The sequence below is a fragment of the Noviherbaspirillum cavernae genome, from assembly GCF_003590875.1.
Lineage (GTDB): Bacteria > Pseudomonadota > Gammaproteobacteria > Burkholderiales > Burkholderiaceae_D > Noviherbaspirillum > Noviherbaspirillum cavernae.
Genome location: NZ_QYUN01000002.1, coordinates 3,120,110 through 3,140,545 on the forward strand (window position 1 = coordinate 3,120,110; position 20,436 = coordinate 3,140,545).

Consider the following 20,436-nt stretch of genomic DNA (forward strand, 5'->3'; position numbering starts at 1 on the left):
TTCGCATTTTTGCGCCCCGCTGGCTGGTATTCATTCACGCCTTTATCACGGCACCCGCGATCACGCCGCCGTACGCAATCAGCAGACATGCTGCGGAAAATCCAAAGGCATAGAGACTTCTCGTACGTCGCGCTTTTTCGTGGTCAGTCCACTTCATCGATATCGAACCCAATATCGGCAAGTCCGTAACCTCTCGCAAGCTGCTCGCGCTCAGGAACGTCGGCCGGATCCTGCTCATCAGGAATGCGCAACCGATTCCAACGGCCAACGCCGCGAAAAACACCAGCGATAGCAATCGCAGGCGGTTAGGCCCGGTCGGAGTAAGCGGCAGCGTCGGCGGATCAATCACCCTGAAAGTCAGCATCTCCGTGGTCGCGCTCAGTTCGCCGGACAGCTTTGCCGACTCCCGGCTGGCGACGAGCTTTTCGTAGTTTTCCTTGTTGATCAGGTAATCGCGATTGAGCTGCGCAAGCTGGCTTTCCACCTCCGGTGCCGCAATACTCATTTCCTTCAGGCGTGCAATCCGGCTCGAATATTCATCGACCCGGGCGCGCATGGAGGCGGCCCGCGCTTCCGCTGCAGACAAGGAAACCTTGAGCTGTTGCAGCATGGGGCTGTAATTCGCACCCGGATCAATGCCGGGTTTCCTGTGTTTGGCTTCCTCGATCTTGCGCGCTTCGAGTTGTGCGATCAGCCGCTTTGTCGAAACGATGTCAGGATGCTGCTCGGTGAACTGCAGGCGCAGGGTATCGAGATTCTTGTTCAGGGACTGGATGCGCTCATCGATTTCTGGATTGGGGAGGCTGGATTCGGCCTGGCGCCCTCCCTTGCCTGCCATCTCGTCGCCATAGATTTGCTTCCTGATCGCGTCACGCGCTTGCTCGGCTTCCCGCAGCTCAAGTCGCGCCTGGGTAAGGTCATCCGAAGTTTCAAACAGCTTGTTGCCGTAATCGCTGCCCTGACGCGGCAACAGGCCCATGTTTTTCAGCTTGAATTCCTTCAGCGCATTTTCCGCCGCCACCAGTTTTTCTTCGTAAGCCTTGATCTGATCATCGATGAACTGGATTGCCTTTGCCGAATCCTGTTTTTTGTTTCCGAAACTGCCTTCGACGAAGATCGTGAGCAGAGACTGGACGACATCCTTTGCAAGCTTGGGCTTGTCGCCCGTGTAGGTGATCGTGTAGATATCGTTTTGAGAAGTGCCCGCGATCTTGATCTGCGCCATCAGGCTGTCGACAAGACGCTCATGATCCTTGCCGGAATTTTCCTTGAGGTCCAGATCGACCATCCGGATGACTCGCTCGACATTCGGCCGACTGAGCAATGTCCGGCTCATGATGGAAACCTGCTGCTCGACGTTGGGAACAGAAGTCATTCCGGCCAGCAGCGGCTTGAGGATGCTTTGCGTATCGACGAACACTCGTGCAGACGACTGGTAGTTGTCCCGCAGACTGTATATCGCGATCCAGCCGACGATCGCAACAAGCCATGCGATCGCCACCGCGGGCCAGCGGTATTTCCAAATTCCTTTCAAAAAGGAAATGCACTGTGATACCAAATCCGCCATTTCGTCAACTCTCCTGGAGGATCGCAATCAGCACCTTGCACTGACTCCAACCCGGTATATGTCGGCGAGTAATCCGGACCAAACTCGCCACCGCTTGCTGTATTGCATTGAAGCGGCGCGCATCAGCCTTCGATGTCGCCATTAAAATATTGCTTATTTATCAATACCTTATAAGCGATATTATACATTGATCAATATCATTGTGTCTGCTAGGAATGACTTGAGCGCCCAGCTTCGAACATGGTATTGCAATGGTGGTAACATTGCCGCTTTCATATTATCAACTAATGCTTAGAAGATAGTTGCAGAATATTTCAAGCATTTTCAATAGGAAATCCAACGTGGTCGCGCTATACCCCTCTCTTGCCAAATGGCTTGTTCGCCTCACTATTGCCTTGTCCGCCTGCATCATGATCGGATGCACGACGACGGCCCCCATGCCTGTTGCGGCCGCCGAGCAACAATCGCCAGCACGTGATTATTTGATTGGCCCGGGCGACGTTCTGAATGTCATTGTCTGGCGCAATCCGGAAGTTTCGATGGCGGTGTCGGTACGTCCTGACGGCAAAATCACAACACCCTTGGTGGAAGACCTCGTTGCCAGTGGCAAGGCGCCGACGGATTTGGCACGCGACATTGAAAAAGCGTTATCCAAATATATTCAACAGCCTGTTGTGACGGTGATCGTGACATCGTTTGTCGGCCCGTACGGCGAGCAGATTCGCGTCATCGGCCAAGCTGCCAAGCCGCAGGCCCTGCCCTATCGCCAAGGCATGTCACTCATGGATGTATTGATCGCGGTGGGCGGCATCACGGAATTTGCAGCCGGAAACAAGGCGAACATCATTCGCAGCATGGACGGCAAGCAGCAGAAGCTGGCTGTCCGCCTGAACGATTTGATCAAGGACGGCGACATCTCGGCCAACGTGCCAATGCGGCCGGGCGACGTTCTGGTCATACCGGAAAGCTTCTTTTAAGTTGACGAGCAAGCTTGCATTGGGTCGGCGCGTACGATGCGCCGACCAGAGCTCCGCATCACACCAGGACTTCGCCCGGGCGGGGATGACTCAGGAAGCCGGTCGGGCTGGCAGTCAAACCATAAGCGCCCGACTGGAACACCACGATCAGATCACCAGGCTCGGCACGCGCCAATTCCATCTTGTCCGCAATGAGGTCGAGCGGCGTGCAGAGCGGCCCCGTGACCGTCACGACCTCGCGCTTCGTTTCCGCCATTTTGTTGCCTACGGCGACCGGATAGTTTTTCCGGATCACCTGACCAAGATTTCCTGACGCCGCCAGATGGTGATGCATACCGCCGTCGGTTATGAGAAAAACCTGACCACGCGACTCCTTGCGCTCGATCACGCGCGTCACGTAAATCCCGGCTTCACCGACCAGGTAGCGCCCCAGTTCGATGATCACCCTGGCCTGTGGCAGGTCGGATTTCAGATGTGGCATCCAGTGCTCAAGATGAGCGCCTATCGGTCTCAAATCGAGCGGCCTCTCGCCGGGAAAGTACGGAATGCCGAACCCGCCGCCGATGTTGAGCATGCGGATGTCTTGCGGCGCGAAGTCCGCAAGGCGCAGCGCCAGTTCGAAGGTGCGCGATTGCGCTTCCATGATCGCATCCGCGTTGAGGCATTGCGACCCGCTGAAAATGTGAAGCCCCCGGAAATCCATGCCCAGCCTGCCGATCGATTCAAGCAGAGCGGGTGCCCGTTCCACATCGACGCCGAACTGCTTCGCGCCACCGCCCATTTTCATGCCGGATGATTTCAGCTCGAAATCTGGATTGATGCGCAACATGACCTTTGGCGTTATGCCCAGGGCCTCGCCAATGCGCGCCACGCATTCAAGTTGACGCTCTGATTCGAGACTGAGGACGATGCCGGCAGCCACGGCCTGCGAGAGTTCGGACTCGGTCTTTGCCGGGCCCGCGAAGCTGACGTGATCGGGATCGATGGGCGTGTCGAGGGCGATCTTGAGCTCGCCCGCCGAAGCCACATCCAGTCCGTCCACCATGCCGGCGAGATGCTGCACCACCGCCGGCATTGGATTTGCCTTGACCGAATAGTGCACATGAATTTCGTCTGGCACGCACGCACGCACGTGTTGCACACGCGCTGTGAGCAGGTCTCGGTCATATGCGTAAAAGGGCGTTTTGCCGACCCGCTGGGCGAGTCGATTCAGCGACATGCCTCCGATTTGCAGACAGTTGCCGGCTACAGGAAATTGCTCCTGCGGAGCATGTCGGGCTTTTGCATCATTCATTGAGAAATTCCTGATCGACTGACACGGTCAGTTCCGCCCGCAATGCCTTGCGGTCTATTTTGCCGTTGGGATTGCGGGGCAAACTCTCACGTCGGACGTCCACGCGCACAGGAACCATGTAGCCCGGCAGCCGGTGCCGGCATGCCTTGATCAGCACATCCGGCGCGACGGCGGCATCGGAGCAGTGCACGACGGCGACGATGGCCTGCCCCAGAGTCGGATGCGGCACGCCGATGGCGGCGACCTCCTCGACCGTTCCGGTTGCAAGAATGACGTCTTCGACCTCGGTCGGGCTGACACGGTATCCTGACACCTTGATCATGTCGTCGGCGCGGCCCATGAAATAGAGGAAGCCTTCCTCGTCCATGCTCACGGTATCGCCAGACCACACCGCGATCTCGGGAATTACAAGCCCATCAACAACCGATGGCACCGGCTTGAAGCGTTCGGCCGTTTTCTCCGGATCGTTCCAGTAACCAAGCGAGACCAATGCGCCGCGATGCACCAGCTCACCCGGTTCATTCGGGCCGCATGGCATGCCGTTGTCACGCACCACCATCACTTCAGCATTGGGAATGGATCGCCCGATGGAGTCCGGTCGCCGGTCCAGTTCCGAAGGCGGCAGGAACGTGGAGCGAAATGCCTCGGTCAGCCCGTACATCAAGTACACCTTGGCCGTCGGAAGCGCGGCGCGCAGCGCATCCAGCGTGGTGCGCGGCATCGCCCCGCCGGAGTTTGTGATGTACCGCAACGAGGAGTTGTCAGGCCATGCCTGCCGGGCCAGTTGTATCCACAACGGAGGAACAGCGGCGAGGCCGGTGATGCGCTCATCCCTGACCGCAGCAACGACATCTCTGGGCAGCAGGTAATTCATCAAGACCGCTGTCGCACCGGAATAAAAAGCGGTCGTCAACTGGCTCAAGCCATAATCGAAACTCAAGGGCAGAACGGCGAGAATCCGGTCATCGCAGGTATTCTCCAGATAACCGGCTACGCTTTTCGCGCCCGCCACCAGGTTGCGGTGGGAAAGCACGACTCCCTTCGGCTTGCCGGTACTGCCAGAGGTGTACAGTATCGCAGCCATGTCGCGGTCAATAACGCGGTGCCGGCTGGCGCGACCCACAGCCGTCAGCGCATCCCACGTCACAACGTCCATCCCGGCAAATGATGGCGCTTCCTGGTGAATCGCCCCCGCAACAACAATGGTGCGCAGATCACGACATCCGGGCAGCACGTCTGCAAGACTGATGAGCCGCTCACTGGTTGTCACCAGAATCGATACATTGCAATCCTGGAGGATATAAGCGACCTGCTCCGGCTTGAGCAAGGGATTGATCGGCACAAAGACGCCGCCGGCAGCGGCCGTACCGAAGAGCGCAACGACCGCCTCCTCCCGCTTTTCCGCATATACGGCCACACGTTCGATGCGGCGCAAGCCCGATCCGGTCCATGCCGACGCAATCGATTCGATCTCGCGCGCAAGCGCTTCGTACGAGAGTTGTCGCCCCTGGTACGAAAGCGCCAGTGCATGCGGCGCTTGCATTGCTTGCTGAAGAATGAATTCGTGAATCAGGTCGCTCATTGAAAACGGCTTTGAATCGAGATGATCGAATGGTCAAGTGCATCGATTGACAGCGAACGGTTGCATCAGTCGCCCGCCAATCCCTTAACCTCCTTGATTCCGTGCCGATTCATCAGATCGTACATCGTGGGTCGGCTGATGCCGAGCAGTTCCGCCGCCTTGGCGATATTGCCGTCCACCCTGGCAAGCGCCTTCACCATCGCCTTGTAACCGGCCTCGTCGCGCACCTGGCGCAGGTTGATGGGCTCTTCATTCGCAGGGCCGTCCGACAACCCGAGGTCATCGGCACTGATCTGCGAACCGTCCGCCATGATCACGGCGCGCTTGATGCAGTTTTCCATTTCACGTACATTGCCGGGCCAGGAATGCCCTTCGATCATGGCCAACGCCTGCTGGTTGAAGTGCAGACCGGAACGTCCTTCCTTCGCACTGAACTTGTTCTTGAAGTGGTGCGCCAGCAGTGCGGCGTCGCCGACACGATCCGCCAACGGTGGAATCATGACGACAATTTCACTCAACCGGTAATACAAGTCCTCGCGGAAGCGCCCGGAAAGAGTCAGCTCCTTCAGATTTTGATGCGTTGCGCAGACGATGCGAACATCTACCGGAATCTCCTTGTGCCCGCCAATTCTTTCGATGACCCGCTCCTGCAGGAAACGCAGCAGCTTTGCCTGCAACGGCATCGGCAAATCACCCACTTCATCCAGGAAGAACGTCCCTTCGTGAGCGAGTTCGATCTTGCCCATGGTTTGCTTGACGGCACCGGTGAAGGCGCCGCGCTCATACCCGAACAGCTCGCTTTCCAGCAGGTTTTCCGGGATCGCGGCGCAGTTGATCGCCATGAACCGCTTGCCCCGCCGTGGGCTCAAATCATGCAGCGCTCTTGCCAGCAGCTCCTTGCCCGTTCCACTATCGCCAAGCAGCATCACCGTTGCCGATGATGGCGCGACCTTCTCCACGTTACGGCACACCTTCAGCATGCCGGGATCGCGCGTAATGATTCCCGCCATCGGCGACGCAACCTGGCTTTGCATCAACCGGCGATTCTCTTGTTGCAATGCATGCAGATAAAACGCGCGCTCAATCACCAGCCGCAGCATCTCGAGATCAACCGGCTTCTGATGAAAGTCGTAGGCACCGCCGCCGATCGCCTTTACCGCATTGCTCTGATCCTGATTCCCCGTGAGAACGATGACTTTCGTCTCCGGCGCCATCGCGAGAATCTGCTCCAGCGTTGCCAATCCCTCTGACGCACCGTCCGGATCCGGTGGCAGGCCAAGGTCCATGGTGACCACCGCCGGCTCATGCCGCCGAATCTGCGCAAGGGCGCTTTCGCGATCTCCCGCGATGACGACATCATAGGCATCCAGGCTCCAGCGCAACTGCTTTTGCAGGCCGGCGTCGTCCTCAATAATCAACAATTTCCTCTTGTCCTGAGTCACGAAAACTCCCTTTACTGTTACGCCGCATTCAATATCGTTTGCGCACCATCCTGATGGAGAGGCAACAGCATGCGGAATGTTGTACCGATTGACGGACGACTCATCACCTCGAGCTTGCCGCCGATTTCACTCATGTATTCGCGGGTTTCAAACACCCCGATCCCCATGCCCGCCGATTTGGTGGATTCAAACGGCTTGAACAGCCTGTCGCGGATGAACGCCTCACTCATGCCTGGCCCATTGTCCGCCACCTCAATGACGGCCTGGTCTTCCTGCACGCGAAGGCGAACCGTCACACTGCCGTTCCTGGGAGCAGCCTCGATCGCATTCTGTATCAAGTGTCCGATCACGCGCTCAAGCCGTGCATCGTTGGCAAACACGACCGCGTCATCGTGCGGCAGTTCGAGCGCCGGCTTCGGTTCAAATGCGGATTTCGCGCCGACCGCCAGCCGAAGCAAGCTGCCGACTGAAATGGGGCTTGGCGTTTCCAGGCTGGTGCTGCGACTCAGTTTATGCAGAAGCATCTTCATCTTTTGAATCGAATGTTCCACCGTGCCGAGCATGTCTTCCTGAAATTCCGGCTTGTCCTTGTGCTTCTCTGCATTGGCAAGCATGAGCGACAACTGCGACACCAGATTTTTCAGATCGTGAACCATGAAGGTCGACATGCGATTGAACGACTCAAACTGCCGCGCGACCACCAATGCATTCGCGGCCTCGTGTTGAGCCAGATAACTGGCCGCCTGGCTGCCTGCGATCTTCAGCAGGTCAAGCACTTCCCAGTTCAGGTTGATACTGCTCCGGGATTGCAGGAGAACGACAAAACCGAACAGCTTGCCATGCAATATCAGCGGAACCAACAACCATGTCCGTGGCGAAGTCCGTACCCATTCGGGCATGACAAGCCCTTCGTACCTTCCCGGACTCTGGTCGTGCTCATGCATGTCGACGACCCATTGCGTGCGCTCCAAAAATCGGCAGAGAACCTCATTGTCGGCGTCCGATCCGCAATTCAAAGTCAGATTCCAACCGGCAATCGCCTCGCAATTGCCGGATCCTCGATGGACAAATAGCGCGCCTCCCGGGCTCTCCACCAATTCCGCAATTGACTTGATGGCGCGCTCGCCCACACCCGGACCGCTCTCCGACAAGGTGCGGGTAAAGCGAATCCACTCTTCCCGGTAATCGTAGTTGTAGTGATAAAAATGCTTGCTGATGAACACCTTGAGCCGCGAGCGAAAGGCGCCTGAAAACAACGTTGCAATCAACAGGATCACCGCACCGAACAGGAACCCGAGTTGCACCACAGCCCCCCAGTCGCCACCAGCGTAACGCAGGTAATAACCGGCGGCGGCCATCGTCAGCAAGTAAATGGCGGAGCCGAACAATGCCACGGAATGGAACAACGCCCGTCGGGATACCGCAATTCCGAAAGACCAGCGGGGATCGCGTGCAGTCGAGATCAGCAGTAGCGGCACCGTCAGCGCATTCGCCACACCTCGCGCACTCCAAATCTCCGCATTCACGCGTCGAAACAGCATGGCATCGCTATACAGATAGAAGTCATAGGCGAACAAGCCGCCGATGCCGAGGCAAGCGAACTTGATGGCCCACCGCTCGTCCGGCGGGGTGCGTCTGAACAGCTGCTCCACCAGTAGCATGCCCACAACCGCCAGCAACACGCGACCGGCCGCACCGCTTATCAATGCCATCAACCCGATCGCAAAATCCATTTGCAGATAGGCACAAATGGTGGCAATGAAAAGCACGACAAAAAGCATGGTAATTGCCTGCGCAGCAGGCTTCGATCCGAGAAAGTCACCGATGCTTGCCGGCTTGGCCGGACTCATGAGCAGGAGCAGCAAAATGAACCAGCCCGCATTCCGCACAATCTCCAGCAACTGCGTGACAAGCGTCAGCGGCTTGCCGGACGCGACTTCTGCGGCTGTTGCGGCGGCCCAAAGGGCCGTGGCAAGACAAGTGACTGCAAGCGCCTTTCCATGAATTCGACCACGCCAGACCGTCAGCAGCAGCATGGCCAGAAAGAAGAATGCTGCTGCTGCGATGCCGTAACTGAATGTCGCGACGTTGATCACCATCTCTCGCCACTTCCAAATCTCATCGCGCGCCCTTACCCAGCAGCACCACCTGAAGCGTATCGATCAAGATGAGTATGTCCAGGAACAGACTGTTGTTCTTCACGTAATACAAATCATATTGGAGCTTTTGCACAGCATCCTCGACCGAGGCACCGTACTGGTAACGCACTTGCGCCATGCCGGTAATTCCCGGTTTGATGCTGTGCCGCATGTTGTAAAAGGGAATTTCCTTGCAGAGTTGCTGCACAAAGAAAGGTCTTTCCGGACGAGGTCCGACGAAGCTCATTTCACCTTTGAGCACGTTCAGAATTTGTGGAAGCTCGTCGATTCGCGCCATGCGAATGAAACTTCCCACCTTCGTGGTACGCGGATCGTTCGTCTTTGCCCATTGGGGCTTTCCGCCGCTCTCCGCATCATTTCGCATGCTGCGAAATTTCATGACCATATACGTATGTCCATCCTTGCCTACCCTCTCCTGCCGATAGAAAATCGGCCCGCGATCCTCAAGGAAAATGAACAGCCCGGTGATGAGCATGACGGGCAGCGCTACGATGAAAAGAAGCATGCTTACCAGCAAATCGAAACTGCGCTTGCCGAACGCGCGCAAGAAACTTTGATCGAATCCGCTACCGAATATCAACCAGCTTGGCTGCAGAAAATCCACCCTGATTTGGCATGCTTCGCGCTCGAAAAATGCCGGGGCATCAGTGACCTTTATGCCATTCAACTTGCATTCCAACAAGTCATCAATCGGAAAGCTTCCACCGCGGCGATCACGAACAGATACAACGACTTCACTCGCGTTATGCCTATTCGCGATTGACAGCAAGGATTCGTCGGCTGACAGGATTGCCCACGCCGGGACTTGGCATTCCTCGTTTGGAGTCGGGACAAAACCAACGATGTCGTACTTATGATAAGCAATATTGTTGATTGCCAAATCGTGGCATTCCTTGGCCAAGGGACCGCTGCCGAGGAAAAGGATTCTCGAAACCAGGAGACCTGACTCAGAAGATTTGAAAACAAGCACCCGTGCAATCAATATCCCAAATGCCGAGATCACAATGACGAGCCCTAAAAGGCCTCGCCCAAAATAAAGCTCCGGAATGAGGTAAAAAATCAGGGTGATGAGGCCAATACCCAGTGCAAACGATGGCATCAGACGCAAGAGCGTATTGCGGAGCCCTTCCCTGAAATTCGCCTGGTACATGCCGAGCGCACTCATGCTGAATACGATGACCATGGCAAATGCACAGGCGGAAAGGAAAAAGGAATTGGATTGCGTCCCTATATAACGCATTGTCGCGCCATGGAAACGAATACCGGCTCCCAGATAGACAGAAGCAATCAGGATTGCCACCTCAACAAGCAACAGGACGGATATTATTTTGGAAACGTGATGGTTAGATATCCGCAACACTTTATTCTCCGGACACACAAAAAGTTGGCTAATTTACAGGTTGCCAGATTACTACATTACGACAATATTTCCCATGCCACAGATGATTGGCAAAACGACTGAAGGTATTTATTACATATCATCAACAAAACAGGCTTCGAAATAGTCCGTTTGTTCCCCGCATTTCTTCAAGGCAATAACACGTATTTACTCCCAATAAAAAACCCCGCCGAAGCGGGGTTCAAATTCGAGCAATTTTTCCTTATTGCTTGCGGCGACGGGTTGCTGCAAAACCAAGCAGACCCAATCCCAGCAATGCGAGTGATGCAGGCTCAGGAACCTTTTGTGCATTCTGAATATTGATGGTTCCGCTATAGCTGGCGGCAAGTGAAGTACCCACCGGCAAGTCCGGGCCGGCGATGCCGTGGACAACCAGTTCAATCGGGGCAGTAAGGTTCAAAGGAATCGTAAATGCCGTTTCCATGATGCCGTTCGGGCTCAAGGTAAACGGATTTCCATTGATAAACGCCGAAACAAAATTGATGTTTGAACTTGGAGAGTGGCTGATGGTAAAGATACCTGAATCCACAAGGCCGCTAAGCAAGGGAACAAAAATAAACGTATCGGTGAAGCTGCCGGCAAACTGATGCGTTGCTCCGAATTCAGCAGTGTAGGATCCGGGAACGGCGACGTTTGGCGTCAATGTCACAACCGTGTTGATTGGTTCAGCAAAGCTGCTGGCTACAGATAATGCCAGTCCCAAGGCAAGGATGAAATTCTTGATTGTCATTTAAGTCTTTCTTGAAAGCAATTTAAGCTAAGGAACAGTTTGAAATATTGAGTGAATCTCAACAACAACCCTTATAAAGCAATGCTTGTGCCAGAATAAAATTTCCTTTTATTTCAATAACTTATGCTTAAAAATTGCGTTTTATCCAATCATTCGTAAAAAAACCCGACATCTACTTGGATTACACGGAAAGATGCCAGCATTGCAATCCATGATCAAACTTGCATACAGGAACATTGCCGCATGAGAATCGCACGGCAAGTCTTGGCTAAAAAACCTCGTCACGCCAAATCCGGCGAGATGAATGCTTTGTGAAACAGATGACGCGCAAGGAGCAAGGGCGGCATGCGAAGCCAATTAGCGCGCAGATACAGCATCCTTCGCGACATACCAGCCAGCCGGTCCCTGCAACTCGGGTGATTCGGCAGGAACGCACGTGTATAGAGCTGATCCATGAGCGCAAGAATCTGGCGATGGGGGCGGCCGCTGCCGGCGGCTTCCATCGCGTCCGGCGGAATTGCTGCGTGCAGCATTCGCTCTGTATAACGCAGCGCATAAAAGAGCGGGCGCGTCAGTTCCAGTTCCTTGGCGCGCCGGACAAGGTCGGGCCAGAACGACGGCAGGCCGCCGAAATGTGCAAGCAGGCAGTGAATATCCACCAGATCGCGCAGACCGTTGTCCAGTTCGCCTTCATGGAACAAATGCGCGGCGCTGTGCAGGACCATGTCGATCGGCGCCAGAACCTTCACGTCGGCATGCGATGCAAGCGATTGAGCGGCCGTGCGAAGTTTTTCGGGATCCGGACGCAAGGCTGCTGTTTCCGGAAGAATCGCGTGATGCACGTCGATCACGGTCATTCGTTTGACATGCTGCATGGGCGGCAGCTCATGCATCCAGGTCCGGTAATAGCGCTGGTCATATTCATCGTGGTGGGTAGTCGCCCAGCCATGCAGCGTCAATGCGGCTTCCACGACATCAAGGCTGCCCTTGGGAACCAGGATGTCGACATCGGAGAAGAGACGGCCTCGCGCGGGCGGCAGCCTGGCCGCCACGTAGGCCGCCCCCTTCAAAAGGATGAGCGGCACGTTTGCCTTCGCCAAGGCTTTCCTTATCTGCGCGATTTCCCAATCAACTGCCTGGGCATGCCGTTCGGCGATGGCGTGCGCCCACCCCAGGTGTTCTCGCGGCCGGGACGGAACTTGCTCGATATGTCCACGCTCTTCGAGCAAAGCGTGAAGCGTCGCCAGCAGATTGGCGCGCCGCGCCTGGCGCAACAGCAGATCCCAGTCTGCAAGGTCTAGCGATTTCGACGTTTCCGGCCGCCGAAGTATCTGCAATAACAAGGGAGCGGCAGTCACGTCAGGACCGTCGCTGGTTTCAGTGCAGCGAATGCCGAGACGGCTTCGTCCAGTTGGCTGTAGCTGAAATCATGACACTGTGCGTTTTCGAGCAATCCTGCCAACGCTTCAAACCCATCAGCGCCAAGCGTGCTGTAGTTGAATGCGTTGTCGGCGACACGCATGAGAGCGCGGGACTGGGGCAGCATATCGAGTCGCGTCGCCGCGCCGTTCTGGTATTTCGGGAAAATGACCCATGCAAGCGGCACAGCTTCCATAGCGCGCGCAACGCTGTCGGCAGGAGGCTTCATGTGCGCGACCGTTCCCTTCATGGTATCGGCAACCTCGCGGCTGAGAATTGCGCGCGGCTCGTAACGCTTGAGAAGGTCGATGGACGCATTTTTCAGGCTGATCGGTCGCGGCAGCGGCATGATTTTCCGGTCCCTCAAACGCACCAACGCCAGTTCGTCCGACAGCAGGCGCCAGCCGCGATTGACCAATGCCGCGCACAAGGTGCTTTTGCCCGATCCCGGCGGCGCCGGCAGCATCGCGGCAAAGCCGTCTTTCTCAATCACCGCCGCATGGATCATCAGATAGGAGTGGGCATGACTGGATACGCACCAGTTGAGGCCCCATTCGAGCATGGGAAATGCCTGATCGAGCGGCAAGGGCTTGAATGTGGAATCGCCATCGAACAGAAACAATACCTGTGGCTTGAACCACCTTCTGAAGTTCCTCGGGCGCGCAAGGCGGACGTGAAAATCCGCGAAGCCGCCTTGCTCAATCAGAGGAAAGTCCGCGTAAAGCAGATGGATACCTTCCGCCACGCGCGGAATCGCGGTTTGCAGATGCGTGACGAATGCCCCGGTTCGAATGGCGATACCATGCTGCGCGAGCCGCCGCTTGAGATCCGGCTCGGTGAGTGAAGAGACGTTCAAGATGGCACGCGCTCTATCAATGCCAGCGATTCGAGGTCGGCCAGAATGCCTTCCGTCTCGAGTGCCAGTTCATGATGCAGTTCGGTCTGCCACAGCGAGGCAAGCCGCTCGGCCAATGCCGCTGTATCGGATGGCGATTGTTGCAACGCGACGAGAATATGCCCGGCGGCGGCACCGAGTAAATGCGTATCGCCAGACAGGGGGTGGTAGGCAACGAACTCGTCGCCCAACACGCGCAGACTGAATGGCTGACCTGGAGCTACTTGCCACATGATTGGAACAGGGAAGCGACGGGAAAACGCGAAAACCGGCTTATGACTGCGTCGCTTGCAGGTAATTGACGATTTCCGATGCATTCCAATCCACGGTAGCGATCGGCGAAAAAGCGCCACGGGACTGCCATTCCGTGAACATGTCCTTGATCCTGTCCTCCCTCAGGAAGGGCGTCCAGCCTTTTCGCGCATTGAGAAATGCGGCGACAAGGTGCATGCCGAGGTTGTGCTTGTCGTCCTTCTTGTGCGACAGCAGTTCCAGCAAGGTGTATTTGCCATAGACGGAAGTGGGGCTGCAGCCGAAGACATGGTTGAATTGGGTATCGGTCGATACGGGCCAGCTGCCCAGGTGGTTCTTCCAGTAGCCTGGCGAGCGGCCCTGGCTGGCGACAGGTTGGCCGTGCGAGCTTTGATTGCCGGACAAAAAGCCGGACGGGGATTTGCTGACGGCGGCGCCGATTACAGGACGGCTGGCCAGCGTGATCAGGACGCCGGATGCTGCCAGGCCGGCCTTGGCGAAATGTCGGCGGGACGCATTGAGGGACGGCGTGTGGGTGGCACCCGCTTGTGTCGGGTCGTCTTTCTCGCTCTCGCTGTGCTGATGATCCTTGGTAGTCATGCCAGGCTCCCCTTTTTGATGGCTCGATAGACGTTCCCAATCCGGCAGGCGGGCCTGTCGGCGCAGAAATCATTCCAAATAGCAAGAGGCGATTATATCCTGGCGGTCCAGCCTAGTTATTCAAATGTCAAAACCTCATCGTTGTTATTGCGCCTCATTTGCGCGAGCGATGATCAGACGCGACCGTCGCGCTTGCGAGCCGGCCCCCGCATCGGATGGCGGAGACCGCTCACACGATGCCCTATCGGGGCACGATCGCGAATTGCGGGCCGCTGTAATAGTTCGGCTTCACCGAGCGCCCCATGAACACGGTCCATGCCTTGGCCGCATCGGCGATGCCCGAATCAGCACTGTAGGCCAGCGCCGGCTGCATATTGGATGGAAAGCCGGCATTGTCCGACGAATATCCCACCATTTCGCCGAGCTTCAAGCCGAGATTGGCGGCCATTTCGGCACTCGCGCATGAAAGGGCTGTCAGCGCCGGCGGATTACTCGCCTGGTACGCCTGACCGATGCTCGTGTATATCGGTCCGCTTGTCGTGTCCCGGACATGCAGGCTGTAGATGGAGCCAAGGATCCAGCAGAAGCCGGGGCCAACCATCCTGCTTACGGGGAATTTCGCTTTCCACGCAAGCAAGGTCTGCGCTTTTTCAAAGCCGAGCTCCGCCGCATGACCGGCTGCGGCGGTGAAGAAATCGTCCTGCCATGGCGCAATGCCACGCCCGCCGTCGTAGACTATGGCATTGGCATCGATAATCGCGCCGAGGCTGTTGTCCGGATTCGGATTGCTGGCATAGGTGGTGTTGTACCAGTCGAGGTTATCGGACAGGAACTTCGCGAACTGCGCTTTGAAGCGGTCGCTGTCCGGCATGATGTAGGCGGCCTCGGCCAAGGTGCGCAAGATCCACGCCTGGCCCCGCACCTGGGTCGCGTGAAACAGACCTTTCACATTGCCACGGTATCCCGGATTGCTCTGAAACAGATTCCACATGGCCCAGAATTGCAATTCCTCGAGATAGTAATGTTCTCCCGTCACCACATACGGCAGGTAGGCGAATCCCGGCTGATGCGAGGCATCGGCGTTGTGCGGATTGGTGCATACCCCGCCGCATGCAGGAAACGCTTCGTACTTTTTCGTTGCAGGATTGAAAGTATCGGTGGAACGTCCGAGTATGGTCATGTACGGATAATCGACCAGACTGACGGGGCGGTCGGTGTTCTTGTCGCGGTAGTGCGTGGACCAGCTCCCCGCCAAATCAGCCGTTCCCAGCGTGGCGATCTTGGCATCCCTGTCCATGCTCAACAAATAAGTTGCGGCCCACCCTGGAAGCAGGCCGATGTCAGGCCTGCCGCCGGTCTGCGGCATGTATTGCACGGCCAGTCCGTTGCGCATCGGCTCGGTCACCGCACCGCTGAATTTCGTCCGAATCGATGTCAGCGCCACCGGCGAAATCGAGAACGTCCGGTCGTAATTCGGCACCGCCTTCGTGGCGATCAGGTAAGCCGTGTGATGCCTGACATGGACTTGCGGTGCGGTTCCCCACCAGAACGTCTTGCGCCAGCGCGCGTGGTGGTAGTGCGTCAGCGCAGCTTTCGTGTAAGCGGTCTGACCGCCGACGTTGACCTGCACGTCGTAGGTGAAGTTCTGCGGGGCGGCAACATAGGCCCAATTGTTTTCGATGATGACATCGACCTTGGCCTTGTTGAGTCCGGCATACGAACGAATCGCAAAACGCGCCGCCAGGTGGGGATGTTCGATGCCATCGGCAGTCATCAAGGGGGCCGACACAATCCATTCGTTCGCGACGGGTCCGGAGATCCACGATGTGTACTTGCCTGCAGCCAACAACGCGGCGGCGGATGCGCCATAGGTCTGGCCCGCGAGATTGATGCTGACATCCGCCGCAAAGCCCGCGTTGAGCAATTCGGCGGGAGCCGATGCCGGCGCGGCAGTTTTGTCGGTCTTGACGAGGGTGATTTTTTGAGTCTGCCCCGCGAGCAGCTGCGGCATGATCGCCGAAAAAATACCGTGACGCATCGAGCCGTCCGGATGGGTGGCCTTGACATCGACTTGCAGCGGAATCATCGTGCCGTCGGCCAGCTTGCCTGTGAGCGAGTTCGCTTGCGGCACATCCCCTTGAGCGAAGACCTGGCCGAACGTGACCGGCACGCTGGTTTGCGCGCCGGAAGCGGTGCTGTCGATATTGACGAAGGTCACCTCGGAACTGGAGCGCGGGGGTATCGGCGTGGGAGTGAACGTCGAAGAGGAAGCGCTACTGATCCCCCCTGAGCTGCCCGCAACGACGCGACCCGCACTTTTTTCGACGGCGGTTACGGATGAGGCCGCCTGAAATTCCGACGCAAATTGTCCGCCGGATGACACCGCTGCCGATTGGCCGCCGCATGCACAAAGGCCGCCGCCAATCAGCAAAAAAACAGCAACGCGCAATTCTTGAGACAACGACGGCAGTTTCATCTTGACTCCTCCAATACGTTAATCGGGGTTTCCGCGAGATGTGCCTGTACTGCTGTCCGGATGGATGTAGTTATAGTCGAAATATTTCTTCAAAGCAATTTTTAATATCGATCGCCACATTGTCAAAGATGTCTTTTCCTCCTTCCGCTTGTTCAAGCTTGCATGGCAAAGCTCAGGAAGAATGACCGGCCCTGATGCAATTTGCTTTGCTCCAGCGCAACCAATACACTCCTTTCCGCGCAGAATGCATGTTCGACAACAAAGAGAAATCCATGACACGAGCGGGAAACACGCTTCAACGAATCGGCCTTTATGCGGGCCTGGCGTATCTGGCATTCGTGATTTACGGCAGTCTTGTACCGCTCGGATTCACTTACCTCGATCCATCCGAGGCATGGCAGGCATTTGGCCGGATTCCCTACCTGGCGCTCGGCATCGGCTCGCGCGCCGACTGGATCGCCAACATCCTGCTCTACATCCCGCTCACGTTCATCTGGTCCGGCGTTGTCAGCCAGGCCGCCCGCGCTTCCGCGCGCATCGCCGGCTCGCTTGCCGTTCTGGCGGCAGCAATCGCCTTGTGCGTCGGCATCGAGTTCGCGCAACTCTACTTCCCGCCCCGTACCGTTTCGCTCAATGACATACTGGCCGAAGTGATCGGCAGCGTCGCCGGCATCGTCCTGTGGCACGCGCTCGGCGCGCGGATGATACCCTGGCTCGCCGCATTACGCGCCGGCGGCAATGCGGGGCGGCTTGCCGCACTGTCGACTGCGCTGGCGATATACGTGCCGGCCTATCTTGCATTGAGCCTGTTTCCCTTTGATGTTGTCGTGTCGTCGGCAGAACTCGCGGCGCGTCTGGGCAACGGGCGCGACAATCTGTGGCTGTCGCTCGACGCCTACCGCAGCCCGGCACGTTGCGCGGTTCAGCTGACACTCGAAGTGCTGCTTGCGCTTCCGTTGGGAATCATGGCTGTGCGCTTCACGCCCGCTTTCTCGCGTACACCCGACCGTTCGAGCGTGCGCATCGCCCTGCTGGCGGGGGCCGTCCTGGGCCTCACGATCGAGGGTGCGCAGCTCCTCCTGAATTCGGGCGTTTCACAAGGGATGTCAGTATTGACGCGCGCGGCGGGCGCGGGCCTGGGCGCGCTGGCCTGCAAGCATTTGCCGGCGGAACGCGCCGCCCGCGCATTCATCCTGCTGCGCAAGGCACGCTGGCTGGCATTGCCGCTCGTGCCGCTCTACGTCGCAGGACTGGCGCTCCTGCAGGGATGGAAAATGCATGAGTGGCTGGACTGGGACAGCGCTTTGCAAAGGCTTCCGGACGTGCATTTTCTGCCGTTCTACTACCACTACTTCACGACCGAAACCGCCGCGCTCGTCAGCTTCTGGTTTACCTCCCTTGCCTACGCGCCGCCTGGCGTGCTGCTGTTCTGGATGACGGACACCGCGCGGCGGCGCGGCATGCTTGCGTCAGCCATCCTTGGCGCGCTGCTTGCGTCGGTGTTCGAATTCGCGAAACTCTTCCAGCGTCATTTGCATCCGGATCCGACCAATGTACTGATCGGCGCGGCCGCTGCCGCCGCAGCCTGCTGGCTGATGCACTGGTTGAACGCGATGCTGACGCCGGCTGTCGCCGCACACTCGCACACACACCCTGCAACTGCGACCGCAACGCCGCTGCCTGCGCAGCAGGCGGACACGAGCGCTCATGGCGGATTCAAAGTGCCGGCCCTGGTGTGTGCCAGCCTGCTGGCGTGGGCCATCGCAGACTATCCGCTCGGCATGCATTGGCTTGCCGCGGGTCTCGCAACCTATCTCGTCATCCTGTACCGCTGGCAGCATGCATGGCTCGTTCTGGTGCCCGCCGCACTGCCGGTGCTGGACCTTGCGCCGTTGAGCGGACGCTTCTTTGCCGATGAATTCGACTACCTGCTGCTGGCGACGATTGCGCTCGCCTACTGGCGCTGGCCACCGGGAAAATCCGCGCATCGCCTTGCGCCGGCGGCATTATGCGTGTTCGCCTTGTTTCTGCTGTCTGCCGTGTCGGCAGTGCTGATCGGCGCATCGCCCTTTCCCTCGCTCGACATCAACGCGTTCAGCAGCTATTACAGCCCGTATAACGCGCTGCGCATGGGGAAAGGTCTGATGTGGGCAATGCTTCTGCTGCCGTTGCTGAAACATGAACTGGATCGGGACGCCGCCACCGCGCATCGCCGCTTCGCGTTCGGCATGACACTGGGTGTGTGCGCGGCGGGAGCATCCGTGCTGTGGGAGCGCATCGCCTTTCCAGGCTTGTTCAATTTCAGCAGCGGTTACCGCGTGGTCGGCATGTTCTCGGGCATGCATGTCGGCGGGGCCGCGATCGAGGCGTACCTGGTGCTGGCAATGCCGTTCGTCGCGTGGTGGTCGCTCACCGTGCGGCACCCGCTTGCACGCCTGTTCGGCGCGAGCGTGTTCGCGCTCGGCGTCTACGCGATGGTGGTGACCTATGCGCGCGGCGGCTACATTGCGCTGGCGCTGGGCATGGTCGTTCTTGCGGTAGCCGCCCTGTTGCGCACGCCGGCCTCGTCCGGACCTTTGCGGGCTGCGGCCGGCGCGGCCGTGCTGCTGGCGGGAGCCGCCGCCGCATGGCTCGTCGTGCACGGCACACACCTGAATGACCGGTTCTCGACCAGCGGCAGCGACTTGCATGCGCGCGCGGCGCATTGGGAAGACGCCCTGCAGATGATGGATGACGACGTCGCCACCACGCTGTTCGGCATGGGTACGGGCCGCTATCCCGGGCTCTACCTCTGGCGCAGCGGTGAGGGCGTCAAGCCTGCAACATACGGCTTCAGGAACGAAACGGGCAACACCTGGCTCGCGCTGGGCGGCGGCTCGCCCCTGTATGTCGAACAGATCGTCAACGTGCAAGGCAACCGCCGCTATCGCCTGAGCTTTTCGGCACGCAGCAGCGCCGGCACCGGTGAGCTGCGCCTGCCGCTGTGCGAGAAGTGGATGCTGTATTCGGCCAACTGCATCGCGCAATCGGTCAGGCTCGGCGAGACAAACGGGCAGTGGAAGCGCTTTAGCGTCGAGTTCGATACGACCAGGCTGCCGTCGCGCGAATGGTATGCGCAGCGTCTGCTCAAGCTTTCCATCCATAATCCGCACGCCGCCTCGGTCGCCGACATCGACGATGTCTCGCTGATGTCCGACGACGGCAGAGAGCTGCTGCGCAACGGCAGCTTCACGCAAGGGATGGATCACTGGTTTTTCGCCACCGACAATCATCTGCCGTGGCACATCGAGAACCTGTGGCTGCAGCTCTACTTCGAGCAGGGTGCGGTGGGACTGCTGCTGTTTGCGCTGCTGGCAGTGCAGTCCGGCGTGGCGCTGCGGCGGCGCCATCGGGACAAGGGCTTGCCCGTGCCGGCGCTGGCCGCTGCGCTGATCGGCTTTCTCGCGCTGGGCGCGCTCAACAGCCTGTTCGATTTTCCGCGCCTGAGCCTGCTGTTCTATCTGCTTGCGTCATCAGCCATGCTGCAGGTGACGCCGCGATCACGCGCTGCGTCGGACGATGACGAGCATGCACTGGCACCGGCGCATCGTGATGTCCGGCGCGAGCGCGCATACATTGCGGCGCACGCGACGATGTAATGCTCA

At 58.0% G+C, this 20,436-nt stretch carries 14 protein-coding genes; 2 read left to right on the top strand and 12 right to left on the bottom strand.

Annotated features, from left to right (window positions below):
• Nucleotides 1-34: 34 nt before the first annotated feature.
• Nucleotides 35-1,567, bottom strand: coding sequence for an XrtA system polysaccharide chain length determinant (locus D3870_RS14555; protein ID WP_119740172.1), 1,533 nt, complete (start codon nucleotides 1,565-1,567; stop codon nucleotides 35-37).
• A 437-nt stretch (nucleotides 1,568-2,004) separates the two neighbouring features.
• Between D3870_RS14555 and D3870_RS14560 the strand changes: the two genes are divergently transcribed.
• On the top strand, nucleotides 2,005-2,544 hold the full coding sequence (locus tag D3870_RS14560; protein WP_242490081.1) for an XrtA/PEP-CTERM system exopolysaccharide export protein: 540 nt from the start codon (nucleotides 2,005-2,007) through the stop codon (nucleotides 2,542-2,544).
• Between the two features lie 58 nt (nucleotides 2,545-2,602).
• Here D3870_RS14560 and D3870_RS14565 read toward each other — a convergent pair whose 3' ends face one another.
• The 11 genes from D3870_RS14565 to D3870_RS14615 all read right to left on the bottom strand — a co-directional run bounded on the left by D3870_RS14565 (nucleotide 2,603) and on the right by D3870_RS14615 (nucleotide 16,534).
• Nucleotides 2,603-3,838: a pyridoxal-dependent decarboxylase, exosortase A system-associated gene (locus tag D3870_RS14565; RefSeq protein WP_119740173.1), complete on the bottom strand. Its 1,236-nt coding sequence runs from the start codon at nucleotides 3,836-3,838 to the stop codon at nucleotides 2,603-2,605.
• On the bottom strand, nucleotides 3,831-5,420 hold the full coding sequence (locus D3870_RS14570; RefSeq protein ID WP_119740175.1) for an acyl-CoA ligase (AMP-forming), exosortase A system-associated: 1,590 nt from the start codon (nucleotides 5,418-5,420) through the stop codon (nucleotides 3,831-3,833). The genes D3870_RS14565 and D3870_RS14570 overlap by 8 nt, the downstream gene beginning before the upstream one ends.
• 65 nt (nucleotides 5,421-5,485) lie before the next feature.
• A complete protein-coding gene (gene prsR, locus D3870_RS14575) occupies nucleotides 5,486-6,862 on the bottom strand; it encodes a PEP-CTERM-box response regulator transcription factor (protein WP_119740177.1) in 1,377 nt (458 codons plus the stop codon).
• Between the two features lie 17 nt (nucleotides 6,863-6,879).
• Complete coding sequence (gene prsK / locus D3870_RS14580; RefSeq protein WP_119740179.1) at nucleotides 6,880-8,961, bottom strand: XrtA/PEP-CTERM system histidine kinase PrsK; 2,082 nt, start codon at nucleotides 8,959-8,961, stop codon at nucleotides 6,880-6,882.
• Between the two features lie 19 nt (nucleotides 8,962-8,980).
• Nucleotides 8,981-10,321 carry a TIGR03013 family XrtA/PEP-CTERM system glycosyltransferase gene (locus tag D3870_RS14585; protein ID WP_242489989.1) on the bottom strand — a complete coding sequence of 447 codons (1,341 nt, stop codon included), beginning with the start codon at nucleotides 10,319-10,321 and terminating at the stop codon, nucleotides 8,981-8,983.
• Nucleotides 10,322-10,622: 301 nt separating this feature from the next.
• Nucleotides 10,623-11,150 (bottom strand): FxDxF family PEP-CTERM protein, encoded by a 528-nt coding sequence (locus D3870_RS22570; RefSeq protein ID WP_199710662.1) that lies wholly within the window; start codon nucleotides 11,148-11,150, stop codon nucleotides 10,623-10,625.
• Nucleotides 11,151-11,431: 281 nt separating this feature from the next.
• Nucleotides 11,432-12,508 carry a nucleotidyltransferase domain-containing protein gene (locus tag D3870_RS14595; protein ID WP_119740182.1) on the bottom strand — a complete coding sequence of 359 codons (1,077 nt, stop codon included), beginning with the start codon at nucleotides 12,506-12,508 and terminating at the stop codon, nucleotides 11,432-11,434.
• Nucleotides 12,505-13,425: an HprK-related kinase A gene (locus tag D3870_RS14600; protein WP_119740184.1), complete on the bottom strand. Its 921-nt coding sequence runs from the start codon at nucleotides 13,423-13,425 to the stop codon at nucleotides 12,505-12,507. Before D3870_RS14600 ends, D3870_RS14595 begins: the two co-directional genes overlap by 4 nt.
• Nucleotides 13,422-13,697: an HPr-rel-A system PqqD family peptide chaperone gene (locus D3870_RS14605; protein ID WP_158590476.1), complete on the bottom strand. Its 276-nt coding sequence runs from the start codon at nucleotides 13,695-13,697 to the stop codon at nucleotides 13,422-13,424. The genes D3870_RS14600 and D3870_RS14605 overlap by 4 nt, the downstream gene beginning before the upstream one ends.
• Before the next feature lie 40 nt (nucleotides 13,698-13,737).
• Nucleotides 13,738-14,316: a hypothetical protein gene (locus D3870_RS14610; protein ID WP_119740188.1), complete on the bottom strand. Its 579-nt coding sequence runs from the start codon at nucleotides 14,314-14,316 to the stop codon at nucleotides 13,738-13,740.
• Nucleotides 14,317-14,557: 241 nt separating this feature from the next.
• A complete protein-coding gene (locus D3870_RS14615; protein ID WP_242489990.1) occupies nucleotides 14,558-16,534 on the bottom strand; it encodes an RIFT barrel domain-containing protein in 1,977 nt (658 codons plus the stop codon).
• A 530-nt stretch (nucleotides 16,535-17,064) separates the two neighbouring features.
• On the opposite strand from D3870_RS14615, the gene D3870_RS14620 reads away from it, so the two are divergent.
• Nucleotides 17,065-20,430, top strand: a complete 3,366-nt coding sequence (locus D3870_RS14620) for a VanZ family protein (protein ID WP_158590477.1) — start codon at nucleotides 17,065-17,067, stop codon at nucleotides 20,428-20,430.
• The last annotated feature ends 6 nt before the right edge of the window (nucleotides 20,431-20,436 follow it).